Consider the following 11,899-nt stretch of genomic DNA (forward strand, 5'->3'; position numbering starts at 1 on the left):
ATCGATTATTTTTTCCGGTATTGGCCATGTCTCCATGGCCAATAAGCCGATATCCCGCGTCCGTCCAGAGTTTGAAGGAGTTCCGCCATGAGCGACAGCCTCGCCGCCACCGACCGTTCCCGCCTGCGCCGCGCCCATGCCCGCGGCGCCTTCGACCGAGAGACGGTCAATGCGATCCTCGATGCCCAGCCGCTGTGCAGCGTCGGATATGTCATGGACGGGAAACCATACGTCACGCCGACACTGCAATGGCGCGAGGGCGACCATGTCTATTGGCACGGCTCCTCGGCCAGCCGGGCGCTGCGCGCGGGGAATGATGCCGAGGTCTGCCTCAGCGTCTCGATCCTCGACGGTTTCGTGCTGGCGCGCTCGGGCTTCCACCATTCGGTCAATTCGCGCTCGGTCACGCTGTTCGGCACCGCCTTCAAGGTCGAGGACCCCGAGGAGAAGCTGGCCAAGCTGATCCGCTTCGTCGACGGCCTGTTCCCGGGCCGCTACGGCACGCTGCGCCCCGACCATGCGCAGGACCTGAAGGCGACGACCGTGCTGGGCATGAAGATCGCGGAGGGCGCCGCCAAGGTCCGCACCGGCGGGCCGGGCGACGAGGAAGAGGACTATGCCCTGCCGATATGGGCCGGGGTGATCCCGGTGACGACCGTGATCGGCACGCCCGAGCCCGATGCGCGCAACCTGCCCGGGGTCGAGTTGCCCGATCACGTCCGGGATTTCCGCCTCGGCTGATCCTTCCCAGCTGCGCGGCCCCTAGCCGGGCCGCGTGCCGCGAAGCGTTTCCAGCGTGTCCTGTGCCTCCGAGGCCAGGCATTCCGCAACCTTCCCGGCGATGCGCGGCAGGCTGCGCCTGGCGTTGATCGCCATCGAAATGCTCTGCGCGGCAATCTTCGGCCCCTCGACCGGCAGCGCGACGGCCCTGCCGGAAAGCAGCTCGGGCGCGGCGTCCATTTCGGATGTCAGGGCGACATGGCTGCCCGAGATGACCAGCTGCTTGAGCAGCTGCAGCGAGTTAGTGACGACCGGCGGCGGGCCGTCGGAGAAGATCCAGGAATGCCGCGCCTCGAGTATCCGCCGGATGGCCAGCGCTCGGCTCTGCACCACGATGGCATGCTCGCGCACCTCCTTCAGCGAGACCGCGCCCAGCGAAGCCAGCGGATGCGACGGCGCCGCCACGCAGCACAGCGGCAGCTCGGCCGACCAGAGCACGTGGAAATCGCGGTGCGGCCGCAGGTTGAAGCACAGCACCATGTCGCACAGGCCCTCCTCCAGCTGGGCGGCGGCATCGTCGGGCGTCGCCACCTCGACATCGACCCGCACCCGCGGATAGCGCGCCGCGATCTCGGCCAGGAAGCGCGGCACCAGCCCGTTGACCAGGCTGTCCATCGTCGCCAGCCGGATATGGCCCAGATCCACCCCCTGCATCTGCTTCACGTCCGAGACGATCCGCGCCTCGTCCGCGCGCCAGCGCTGCGCCAGCAGCACGAACATCTCGCCTGCCGCGGACAGCGCCATGCCGCGCGTCTGGCGGTCGAACAGCAGCACGCCCAGCCGGTCCTCCAGCAGCTTGACCTGCCGGTCGATGGCCGAAGCCGCGATGCCGGTCGCGCGCGAGGCCGCCTGGATGGAGCCGTGCTCCGCCACCGCCTCGACATAGAGAAGCGCCTTCGGAACCAGATGCAGCGCCATGTCCCATTCCATCCTAATTTCCAGAATGGATAATTGCTCACAATGTCATGGATGGCAATGGTCATCGCGGGCTAAGGTCCTTTCAGCAAGCAAGGAAACCGACATGACCACCGCCCTCGACATCCTCAATGACGCGCCGCGCGCAGAGGCGCTCGCGATGATCGCGCCGCTGGCCGAGCGCTCGCCCTGGGTGGCCGAGGCAGCACTTGGCGCCCGTCCCTTCGAGAGCGACGAGGCACTGGCCCGCGCGCTGGTGGAGGCGATCCTGTCCAGTTCCCGCGAGACCCGCATCGCGCTGTTCCGCGCCCATCCGGCGCTGGCCGGGCGGGAAGCCGCCGAAGGCAGCATGACCGCGGAATCCACCTGCGAACAGGGCCGCCTGGGCCTGCTGTCGCTGTCGGCCGCCGATGCCGCGCGGCTCGGCCGCCTCAACGCCGCCTATGCCGCGCGCTTCGGCCATCCCTTCATCCTCGCGCTGCACCGCATTCCCGACCTCGGAGCCTTGTTCGACATCTTCGAACGCCGCCTCCGGGCCACGCCTCTGGAGGAACATGCCTCCACCCTGGCCGAGATCGCCTCGGTGATCCGGTCCCGCGCCGCCGAAGCCTTCGGCGCCGCTGCCGCCAACAAGACCGCAACCCCGTCCAACACTCCCAGGGAGCAAGCCCAATGACCTTCGCAAAGACCCTTGTCGCCACCTCCGTGCTCGCCCTCGCCGCAGCCTCCGCCCAGGCCAAGGACACGATCCGCGTGGCCGGCAACTTCGCCACCGAACATTCCTCCTCGCTGGCCATGGCGAAGTTCGAGGAAGAGCTGGAGCGGCTCTCCGGCGGCGAGATCGACGTCAACATCTTCCCCGCCCAGCAGCTCGGCGGCGCCGCCGAGAACGTCCAGGCCGTCAAGATCGGCGCGATCGAGATGATGTGGGTCGGCACCGCCTACCTCACCCGCACCGTGCCGGAGCTGGAGATCATCGGCCTGCCCTTCCAGTTCCCCGACCGCGAGACCGCCTTCGCCATCGTCGACGGCCCGGTGGGCGCGGCGCTGGACGCGAAGCTGGCCGGCGAGGGCATGACCTCGATGGGCTACATGGAGCTGGGCTTCCGCCAGCTGACCAACTCCAAGCACCCGGTCGAGTCGGTCGGGGACATCGCCGGGCTGAAGATCCGCCTGCAGCCGAACGAGACCCACCTGGCCACTTTCCGCGCGCTCGGCGCCAACCCGGTCGCGATGGACGTCAAGGAGCTCTATTCCGCGCTGGAGCAGGGCGTGATCGACGGCCAGGAGAACCCCTTCGCGATCATCAACGTGGCAGGCTATGCCGAGGTGCAGAAATACATCTCCAACACCGGGCATTTCTTCGATTTCATCTCGGTCGTCTCCAACAAGAAGTGGTTCGACAAGCTCGACGCGGACAAGCAGGCGATGGTGCGCGAGGCCATGGCCACCGCGATTGCCTACCAGCGCGAGCTGGCCGCCGAGCAGGATGCGGCGGGCCTCGCCAAGCTGGAGGACGCCGGCATGACCTACAGCCCGGTCTCGCCGGAATTCGCCCAGGCGCTGCGCGACGCCACCGCGGGCGTGGCAGCCGAGACCAAGGCGCGCCTCGACCCGGAGCTGGTCGAGCTGCTCGACGCGGAAACCGCCAAGATCGGCATGTAAGCCGATGGCTCCCGCCCTCTCCAGGATCCTCGCGCGCGCCGACCAGGGCGCGCGCCTTCTCGTGATGGCGGGGGCCGCCCTGATGGTCGCCGTGGTCTCCGCCCAGGTGGTGATGCGCTACGTCTTCAACGGCTCCTTCGACTGGGCCGACGAGGCCAGCCGCATCGCCTTCGTCTGGACGATCTTCCTGGCCATCCCGCTGGGCATCCGCGACGGCAGCCATGTCGGCATCGAGCTTCTGGTCCGCCGCTTTCCGCCGCGGATCCAGCGGCTTCTGGCGCGCGTCATGAACGGGCTCGCGGCGCTGATGCTGGCTGTGGTCTGCGTCACCTCCGTCCGGGTCGCGCAGATGACCTGGTCCGAGCGGCTGGGCTCGGTCGACCTGACATCCAGCGTGTTCTTCCTGCCGGTCATCCTGGGCGCCGCCCATGGCGCGCTGCATCTGATCGACCTTGCCCTCAACCCCCGGGACCCTGCGCAATGAGCCTTTTCGTCATCGTGTGTTTCCTCGTCCTCGCCTTTCTGGGGATGCCGCTTGCCTTCTCGCTGGGCGTCTCGGCGCTGGCGGGGCTTTGGCTGTCGGGCTTCGACCTGCTGGTGCTGCCGCCGCGGCTGATGAATTCGGTCAATTCCTTCCCGCTGATGTCTATCCCGCTCTTCATGATCGCGGGCGAACTGATGCTGAAGGGCGGGATCATGGAGCGGCTGGTCGATTTCGCCAATGCCTTCATCGGCCGCGTCCATGGCGGTCTGGCACAGGTCGCCGTGATCTCCGGCGCGGGGCTTGCCTCGGTCTCGGGCGCCGCCGTCGCGGATGCCTCGGCGCTGTCCTCCACGCTCGTCCCCTCGCTGAGAAAGCAGTACGGGCTGGGCTTCTCCACCGGCATCGTCGCGGCGGCGGCCAATCTGGGCCCGATCATCCCGCCCTCGGGCGCCATGATCGTCTATGCCTTCATGGCCGGGTCCAGCGTCTCGGTCGGCGGGATGTTCATGTCGGGCGTGGTGCCGGGGCTGATCCTCTTCGCGCTGTTCATGCTGCTCTGCCGGGTCATCGCGAAGCGCCGCAACTATCCGCTGGCGGGCGAGCCGGTCAGCCTGTCCCGCATCCTGCACGAGCTGCGCCGCAGCTTCCTCGTCTTCCTGATGCCTGTGGTGGTGATCGGCGGCATCGTGATCGGCGCCTTCACCCCGACCGAGGGCGCGGCGATCGGCGTCTGCTACGCGCTGGTCCTGGGCTTCTTCGTGACCCGAAAGCTGACCGTCGCCGACCTGCCGCATGTGCTGCTGACCGCCGCCAAGACCTCGGCCGTGGTCGGCGCGATGATCGCCTTCGCCTCGACGGTGACCTTCCTCTTCACCATCGACATGCTGCCGATGAAGCTGGCCGCGCTGATGCAGGGACTGACCGAGAGCCCGTTCCTCTTCCTCTGCCTCGTCGCGGTGATGCTTCTGGTTGTGGGGATGTTCCTGGAATCGAACGCCGCCTACATCATGCTGGTGCCGCTGTTCCACCCGATCGCGCTGCAATACGGCATCGACCCGCTGCATTTCGGCTTCCTCTTCGTGCTGAACCTGGTGATCGGCATGCTGACCCCTCCGGTGGGCGTCGTGCTCTTCGTGGTGACCGGGATCACCGGGGTGAAGATGGGCGATCTGGTGCGCGAAAGCTGGCCCTTCATCGCGGCAATGTATGCGGTTCTGCTCCTGTGCATGCTGGTGCCGGGCGTCGTCACCTGGCTTCCCGGACGGCTCGGCTACTGAGCCGGGCGCGCCCCCGGAGAATCCATGCGGCATTCATGCCACAGCATTGAAAACAAGCGGTTTCGACCCCATATACTGGTGGCAGGGAGGCGGATGCACAGCCCTGCAGAAAGGGAGACGACCATGCAAAACGTCCTCCAGTTCCTCCAGGCCAGCATTGCCGTCGAGCACCGGCGCCGCCCCGAGGACGGCGTGCTGAAGCTCGTCGATCCGGCGCCGCCCGCAGCAGCGGCAAAGCCTGCCCCGTCGGCGGCCGCACAGGACGCCGACGCCCCGGCCGAAGAACCTGGTCCCTGGCATCCGTTCCCGGTGCATGGCGCCGCCTGAGGCGCGCCGCCCGGGGCACGCCCCCCTGAAGGACCGCGGCCCTGCCGGCGGTCCTTTTGCCGTCGCCCTACACGGCCGGGTTGCGCAATTTCCCGGAACTCCTAATGTCGGATAGCGCACTGCACGGCACTCCAGATATTCCCCGCCACTGCCGTCCATCGGAACGGTCGGCGGACGCCGGAGCCGGCACTGCGCACATCGTTCGACGGAGAAAACCGCATGACACCCCAGCCTGTGTCCCGCCCCGGCCTTCTGGCCCTGCTGCTGTCATCTGCCGCCCTGTCCCTGCCAGCCGCGGCGCAGGAGACCGCCGACACGATCCTGTCGGGCGGCCCGGTGCTGACCATGGAGGACAGCCAGCCGCGGGCCGAGGCCGTCGCCGTGCTGGACGGGCGCATCCTCGCCGTCGGCACCGAAGAGGCGGTGATGGCGCATCGCGGCGATACCACCCGGATGATCGATCTCGGCGGGCGCGCGCTGCTGCCGGGATTCTTCGACAGCCACGGCCATGTCATACTCGGCGGGCTGCAGGCGCTCTCGGCCAACCTGCTGGCGCCGCCCGACGGGGATGTCACCGACATCGCCGGGCTGGCGGCCACGCTGTCCGGCTGGGCGGAGGAGCATGCGGAGGAGGTCGCCAAGATCGATCTCATCGTCGGCTTCGGCTACGACCAGTCGCAGCTGGCCGAACAGCGCCATCCGACGCGCGAGGATCTGGACAAGGTCTCCGCCGAGGTTCCGGTGCTGATCATCCACCAGTCCGGCCATCTTGCCTCGATGAACAGCGTCGCGCTGCAGCGCGCGGGCTTCGCGGCCGACACGCCCGATCCGGCCGGCGGAGTGATCCGCCGCGCGCCCGACGGCAGCCCGAACGGCGTGCTGGAGGAGAACGCCTTCTACCTGGGCGCGGGCGGGCTGTTCTCCAAGCTCGGCGCCGATGCGATGATGGCCTTTGCCGAAGCGGGATCGAAGCTCTGGGCGAGCTACGGCTACACCACCGCGCAGGAGGGCCGCGCTTCGCCCGCGGTGCTGGCCGCCGCGCAGGCGGCAGGCGCCCAGGGGCTCTTTCCGATCGATGTCGCGGTCTATCCCGACGTCCTGATCGACCGGCAGGCGATCCTCGACAACGTGTCGGACAGCTACGAGGGCCATGTCCGCGTGGCGGGCGCAAAGCTGACCATCGACGGTTCTCCGCAGGGCTTCACCGCCCTTCGCGACCGGCCCTATTACGATCCGGTCGGAGACTATCCCCCGGGGTACAAGGGCTATTCCGCCGCCGACATGGAGCAGGTCGCAGATGCCGTGAACTGGGCCTTCGACAACAACATACAGATCCTGACCCATGCCAATGGCGAGGGCGCCTCGGACATGCTGCTTGCCGCCGTCAAGGCGGCGGAGGAAACCCATGACCCGGCCGACCGCCGCCCGGTGCTGATCCACGGCCAGTTCCTGCGCGAGGACCAGGTCGACATGATCAAGGCGCTGGACATCTTTCCCTCGCTCTTCCCGATGCACACCTTCTACTGGGGCGACTGGCACCGCGACCACACGGTCGGGCCGGTGAACGCCGACAACATCTCGCCCACCGGCTGGGTGCGGCAGCGGGGCATGATCTTCGGCACCCATCACGACGCGCCGGTGGCGCTGCCCGACAGCATGCGGGTGCTCAGCGCGACCGTGACCCGGCGGACCCGCTCGGGCGACATCCTCGGCCCCGACCAGCGGGTCGACGTCATGACCGCGCTCAAGGCGATGACCATCTGGCCCGCCTGGCAGCATTTCGAGGAGGACGCCAAGGGCTCGATCGCCCCGGGCAAGCTGGCGGATCTGATCGTTCTGTCGGCGGACCCGGCGGCGATCCCGCCGGAAAGCCTCGCACAGCTCGAGGTGCTGGCCACGATCAAGGAGGGCCAGGTCATCTACGAGGCAGCGGACATGGACGGCGATGCCGCGGTCGCGGGCCGCGGCTTCGGCGGGGATTTCCCGCCGGGCGCCGGACTGGCGCCGGGATACGGCCTGCTCCACCAGATGGAGGACAGCATCGAATAGCCCGCAGGCGGGCGGCCGGGTTCAGCCCTTCCGCCCGCCTGCTGCCTCCCGCGCCGCGCCCGCGGCGCAGCACCCAATTTCGAACCGCAGTTTCATTCCACTCCCTTTCGCCGGACCAGCAAACCAGTACCGATGCCGCTTACGACCGAACAGAAGATCATCCAGCACGTCCTCGACGCCATCGCGCACCAGAAGCTCCCCGCCGGCACCAAGCTGGGCGAGCAGGAGCTGGCCGAGGTCTTTTCCTGCAACCGCGCGCCGATCCGCCGCGCCCTGGCGATGCTCACCGGCTACGGCGTGATCGAGCTGGTGCGCAACCGCGGCGCCTTCGTGTCGATGCCCGGAGAAACCGAGGCCCGCGAGGTCTTCGAGGCGCGCCGCGCCGTCGAGGACACGATCTGCCGCAGGGCCGCGGCCCGGGCGGGCAAGGCCGACATCGCGCGGCTGCGGGCGCATCTGGCCGAAGAGGCCGCTGCGGGCACCGCGAGCCGCGCCCAGGCACTGCAGCTGTCGCGGCGCTTCCACATGATGCTGGCCGAAATCGGCGGCAACGGCGTGCTGGCGAAATACCTCGGGGAACTGACGCTGCGCAGCTCGCTGATCCTCGGCTGCTACGGGTCGCGACGGGCGCAGCTCTGCGCCTCCGGCGAGCACGGCGAGATCGTCGACGCGCTCGAGGAGGGCGATGCCGGGCGGGCCTGCGCGCTGCTCGCTGACCATCTGCGCCATATCGAGAACGAGGTCGATTTCGGCAGCCGCAGCCCTGCGCCCAGCACGCTGTCCGGCATCTTCGCGGACGGCAGCAACTGAACCCGGCGCAGGGCCTGCCGGCAGGTTTCCGTGGAGCGGCCAAGGCCCTTTCCCTAGACTCCGACCGGGACCCCGCCGCGCGGCCATTCCTGCCGGAGCCCTGAGCCCCCAAGCTCGCCCGGCCGCCCCTGAGGAGGAGGGTGCGACGCCATGATCGATCCCGCTGCCTGCGACAGCGATGACGGCCTTCCGTGCCTCGGCACGGGCGGAGAACATCGCCCGGGCGTCCGGACCGGGCGGCTGCCGGCAGAGCTTTGACGTCCGCCGAAGGCCCCGCAATTGGCTGCCGCAATCCGGGATGAACCCGCTGCAACCCTGAACAGCCTGGCCCGGTTCATCGCCGAGACCCGCCGCGCGCTCGGCCCGAACTGGCGCCGCCTGCCGCGTTCCGGCTGCCGGCTGCCCTTGGCAACTGTGGGAGACCGACCGGAGACGGACCCGCCGCTCGCCGATGCCGTGGTCCGCTTCGCTGTCGCCCTCGGGGATGCCCGTCCGGCCCGTGCCGCCCGCGGCAGCAGCAGGAAAGCCTCGGCCTGCAAGGCGCCCCGCTGGAGAGCGGCCATCGAGATGGACGTGCGGATGCCGACCGCGGCCGCTTTCCGGTTCAGGCGCGGCGCACTCGCGCAGCCGGTGCGCCTCGGCCGGCGCCACGCCGAGCTGTCGGGGCGCGTCCCCGGCCAGCCGCGCACCCGGGACTTGGCCGCGGACAGGCGCGACGTGACCGAAGCTCCGGTATCGGAACATTTTGCCATCTTCCGCCCGCCCCGTGCGCAGCCATCCCAAGCAGCGCCCCTTGGCGCGTGGCGGCAATCATCAGCCGCGGCGTGCGCGCCACCGGCAAGGAAGAGGGGCGGCACAAGCGCGGGACTGCCCTGAGGCCGGCCCAGCACGGCCGGAGGCGCCGAAACCGCTGTTGCATTGCCGCACGGCAGAACCTCGATGCCTCGCCTGAAGTCGCGGGGGCATTTGCAGAGGCGCAGGGCCTGCCATGACAGCGCGGCCCAGGCGTACCCCGAACCGGCGATGCAGATAGACATCGATTGCGGATTGGCGCCCCCCGTGATGCTGCTCCCTCCCCGCCGCCAGAGCCTGACCGCCGAAGCGGAAAGGCCGCGCCAGACAGGCACGGAATCCTACGTGCCGGACGGCGGAACCCGCATCTCCCCGCCCAGAAGCGCTGCCTCCGCCCGCACTGTCGGAGCGACCGGCCCCCTCCCTCCGTGCCCGGAGGGTGCGGCGTGACCCGGCTTCCCGGGGAAAGCGCGCTCGGCACCCACCGGGTCGCGAACCAGCCACCGCCGCGCGGAGATATCGACCTCTTCGGCTCCGATGCGGCTCTGTCGGGCCATCTCGAGGGCGCAAGGGAAACGCACCGGGCGGCGCTGTCAGCACATGGCCGGGCGCTCGGCACGGCCGAAATGGCCGTCGCCTGCCGCGATGCCCATCGCCATCCGCCGGAACTGGCACAGTTCGACCGCGCGGGCCGGCGTATCGACGAGGTGCGCTTCCACCCGGCCCATCACCGGTTCATGGCACTGTCGCAGGGCGCGGGCTATGCCGCCCTGCCCTGGGAAGGCACGCCCGGCGGACATCTGGCCCGTGCCGCGACGATCTACATGGCAAGCCAGGCGGAGCCCGGCCATCGCTGTCCGATGACCATGACCTGTGCGGCCATCCCGGCACTGGCCGGGGCCGAGGGGCTGGAGGACTGGCGCGCCAAGCTGATGTCGCGCCGCCATGATCCGGCGGTGGCGCCGCTGGCGGAAAAGGCGGGCGCGACGCTGGGCATGGCGCTGACCGAGAGACAGGGCGGCTCCGACGTGCGGACGAACGAGACGCTGGCCGTGCGCGACGGCCCCGCCTGGCGGCTGACCGGGCACAAGTGGTTCTGCCCCGCGCCGATGTCGGACGTTTTCTTGGCTCTGGCCCGGGCGCCCCGCGGGCTGAGCTGCTTCCTGGTGCCGCGCTGGCTGGAGGGGGCGCGCAACGGCATCCGCATCCAGCGGCTTAAGGACAAGCGCGGCAACCGCTCCAACGCCTCTTGTGAAATCGAGTACGACCGCGCTGGCCTGGATGGTCGGCGGGGAGGGGCGCGGGTTGCAGGCGATCATCGAGATGATCCACCACACGCGGCTTGACACCGCGATGGCCCCGGCCGGGCTGGCGCGCGCCGCGCTGGCGGAGGCACATCACTGGACAGTCCACCGCAGCACCTTCCAGCGGCGGCTGATCGACCAGCCGCTGATGCGCCGGGTGCTGGCCGATCTGGCGCTCGACCTGGAGGGAAGCCTTGCACTCGGGCTGCATGTGGCGCGTCTTCGACGGCACGGCGGAGCAGGACCGCGCCTTCGCCCGGATCGGCGTGGCGCTCGCGAAGTCCCTGTCGAACAAGCTGTGTCCCCTGGTGGTCAGCGAGGCGATGGAGGTACTGGGCGGCAGCGGCTATGTCGAGGACGGGCCCTTGCCGATGCTTTGGCGCGAGGCGCCGCTGAACGGCATCCGGGAAGGCTCGGGCAACGTCATCTGCCTCCACATCCTGCGCACGCTGGCCAGGGTGCCGCTGGCGGCGGCGCAGCTCCGGGCGGAGTTGGAGGCCGGGCGGGCGCTCGACCCGGGCTATCGGGCGGCGCTGGACGGCTGGGTGCGGGACTGGCCTGACCTGCCGGGCGAAGCCGACGCCCGGGCCTTCGCCGAGCACACAGCCCTGCTGCTTTCGGCTTCGGTGCTGCTGCGCCATGCGCCGGCGGGATCGCCCGGGCCTTCGCCGCGGCGCGGCTGGAGGCCCCGCGCGGCCGGCTGGCGGGATCGCTCCCCGGGCTGGAGGAGGACGCGCTCCTGGCCCGGCTCGCCCCGGCGCCCTGATCTGGTCCTGCCCCCGGCCCGGACGGGAAGCCGGGCATGACGCCCATTTCCACCAAGCGGCGGCTGCGCTATGCCGGATCCGCCAGGCAAGAAGGAGCGCACGATGCGGGCAAGCGCAGAGATGCCCGGACATCTGATCCGGCGGCTGCACCAGATATCCACCCAGGTCTTCACCCAGCGGGTGCAGGAGGCCGGGCATGACCTGACGCCGGTCCAGTTCGCCGCGCTCGATGCGCTGGCCGGCCATCCGGGGATCGACCAGGCCGGGCTGGCCGAGGCGGTAGCCAAGGACAAGGCGACGATAGGCGCGGTGGCCGACCGCCTGGCGCAGAAGGGGCTCGTCGCTCGCGTGCCCAATCCCCGGGACCGCCGGGCCAAGGCGCTCACCCTGACGGAGCAGGGCGAGGCGGTGCTCGCCGCGGTCCTGCCGGTCGTGCTCGACCTGCAGCGCGAGATCCTGCCCGGGCTCGACGAAGAGGAATACCACCAGTTCATCGCCCTCGCCGCCAAGGCGATGGAGCCCTCGCCCTCTTGAAGTTGCCCACAAGTGTGCGCCTGCGGCGTTGCAAGGCGGGCGCCTTCCGCGAGGTCTGCGAGGCGGGGGAAGCCCCGCCATGGGACCGCGGTCCCCGGCGGCGCGGCGGACGCGCGGCCGGGATGGCCTCCGGGGCGTGCGGCCGACCCGGTGCAGGATCCGGGATCGCGAGGTGCCTGCCGCTTCCTCGCCGGC

Annotated in this window: 10 protein-coding genes and 1 pseudogene; 10 read left to right on the forward strand and 1 reads right to left on the reverse strand. The window is 69.8% G+C overall.

Annotated features, from left to right (window positions below):
• The first annotated feature begins 87 nt into the window (after window positions 1–87).
• Window positions 88–741 carry a pyridoxamine 5'-phosphate oxidase family protein gene (locus tag HCC78_RS23065; protein WP_172331143.1) on the forward strand — a complete coding sequence of 218 codons (654 nt, stop codon included), beginning with the start codon at window positions 88–90 and terminating at the stop codon, window positions 739–741.
• A gap of 21 nt (window positions 742–762) precedes the next feature.
• Here HCC78_RS23065 and HCC78_RS23070 read toward each other — a convergent pair whose 3' ends face one another.
• Complete coding sequence (locus HCC78_RS23070; RefSeq protein ID WP_172331144.1) at window positions 763–1,710, reverse strand: LysR family transcriptional regulator; 948 nt, start codon at window positions 1,708–1,710, stop codon at window positions 763–765.
• A gap of 91 nt (window positions 1,711–1,801) precedes the next feature.
• Between HCC78_RS23070 and uraD the strand changes: the two genes are divergently transcribed.
• The 9 genes and pseudogenes from uraD to HCC78_RS23115 all read left to right on the forward strand — a co-directional run bounded on the left by uraD (window position 1,802) and on the right by HCC78_RS23115 (window position 11,704).
• Window positions 1,802–2,371, forward strand: a complete 570-nt coding sequence (uraD, locus tag HCC78_RS23075) for a 2-oxo-4-hydroxy-4-carboxy-5-ureidoimidazoline decarboxylase (RefSeq protein ID WP_172331145.1) — start codon at window positions 1,802–1,804, stop codon at window positions 2,369–2,371.
• Entirely contained in the window at window positions 2,368–3,360 is a 993-nt protein-coding gene (locus HCC78_RS23080; RefSeq protein WP_172331146.1) for a DctP family TRAP transporter solute-binding subunit, read from the forward strand. The genes uraD and HCC78_RS23080 overlap by 4 nt, the downstream gene beginning before the upstream one ends.
• Window positions 3,361–3,364: 4 nt before the next feature.
• On the forward strand, window positions 3,365–3,844 hold the full coding sequence (locus HCC78_RS23085; protein WP_172331147.1) for a TRAP transporter small permease: 480 nt from the start codon (window positions 3,365–3,367) through the stop codon (window positions 3,842–3,844).
• Window positions 3,841–5,121 (forward strand): TRAP transporter large permease, encoded by a 1,281-nt coding sequence (locus tag HCC78_RS23090; RefSeq protein ID WP_172331148.1) that lies wholly within the window; start codon window positions 3,841–3,843, stop codon window positions 5,119–5,121. The genes HCC78_RS23085 and HCC78_RS23090 overlap by 4 nt, the downstream gene beginning before the upstream one ends.
• A gap of 123 nt (window positions 5,122–5,244) precedes the next feature.
• A complete protein-coding gene (locus HCC78_RS23095) occupies window positions 5,245–5,448 on the forward strand; it encodes a hypothetical protein (protein WP_172331149.1) in 204 nt (67 codons plus the stop codon).
• Between the two features lie 219 nt (window positions 5,449–5,667).
• Window positions 5,668–7,497 (forward strand): amidohydrolase, encoded by a 1,830-nt coding sequence (locus HCC78_RS23100; RefSeq protein WP_172331150.1) that lies wholly within the window; start codon window positions 5,668–5,670, stop codon window positions 7,495–7,497.
• 132 nt (window positions 7,498–7,629) lie between these two features.
• Window positions 7,630–8,307: a GntR family transcriptional regulator gene (locus HCC78_RS23105; protein WP_172331151.1), complete on the forward strand. Its 678-nt coding sequence runs from the start codon at window positions 7,630–7,632 to the stop codon at window positions 8,305–8,307.
• 1,238 nt (window positions 8,308–9,545) lie between these two features.
• A pseudogene (locus tag HCC78_RS34610) lies at window positions 9,546–11,169 on the forward strand (acyl-CoA dehydrogenase family protein).
• Between the two features lie 103 nt (window positions 11,170–11,272).
• Entirely contained in the window at window positions 11,273–11,704 is a 432-nt protein-coding gene (locus HCC78_RS23115; RefSeq protein ID WP_172331152.1) for a MarR family winged helix-turn-helix transcriptional regulator, read from the forward strand.
• Window positions 11,705–11,899 lie beyond the last annotated feature (195 nt).

The organism is Mangrovicoccus sp. HB161399 (assembly GCF_013184745.1).
GTDB lineage: Bacteria > Pseudomonadota > Alphaproteobacteria > Rhodobacterales > Rhodobacteraceae > Mangrovicoccus.

Coding starts and splice junctions, on each gene's coding strand:
- HCC78_RS23085 (WP_172331147.1), top strand. CDS start 3,365: ATGGCTCCCGCCCTCTCCAGGATCCTCGCGCGCGCCGACCAGGGCGCG.
- HCC78_RS23095 (WP_172331149.1), top strand. CDS start 5,245: ATGCAAAACGTCCTCCAGTTCCTCCAGGCCAGCATTGCCGTCGAGCAC.
- HCC78_RS23090 (WP_172331148.1), top strand. CDS start 3,841: ATGAGCCTTTTCGTCATCGTGTGTTTCCTCGTCCTCGCCTTTCTGGGG.
- HCC78_RS23065 (WP_172331143.1), top strand. CDS start 88: ATGAGCGACAGCCTCGCCGCCACCGACCGTTCCCGCCTGCGCCGCGCC.
- HCC78_RS23080 (WP_172331146.1), top strand. CDS start 2,368: ATGACCTTCGCAAAGACCCTTGTCGCCACCTCCGTGCTCGCCCTCGCC.
- HCC78_RS23070 (WP_172331144.1), bottom strand. CDS start 1,710: ATGGAATGGGACATGGCGCTGCATCTGGTTCCGAAGGCGCTTCTCTAT.
- uraD (WP_172331145.1), top strand. CDS start 1,802: ATGACCACCGCCCTCGACATCCTCAATGACGCGCCGCGCGCAGAGGCG.
- HCC78_RS23105 (WP_172331151.1), top strand. CDS start 7,630: ATGCCGCTTACGACCGAACAGAAGATCATCCAGCACGTCCTCGACGCC.
- HCC78_RS23115 (WP_172331152.1), top strand. CDS start 11,273: ATGCGGGCAAGCGCAGAGATGCCCGGACATCTGATCCGGCGGCTGCAC.
- HCC78_RS23100 (WP_172331150.1), top strand. CDS start 5,668: ATGACACCCCAGCCTGTGTCCCGCCCCGGCCTTCTGGCCCTGCTGCTG.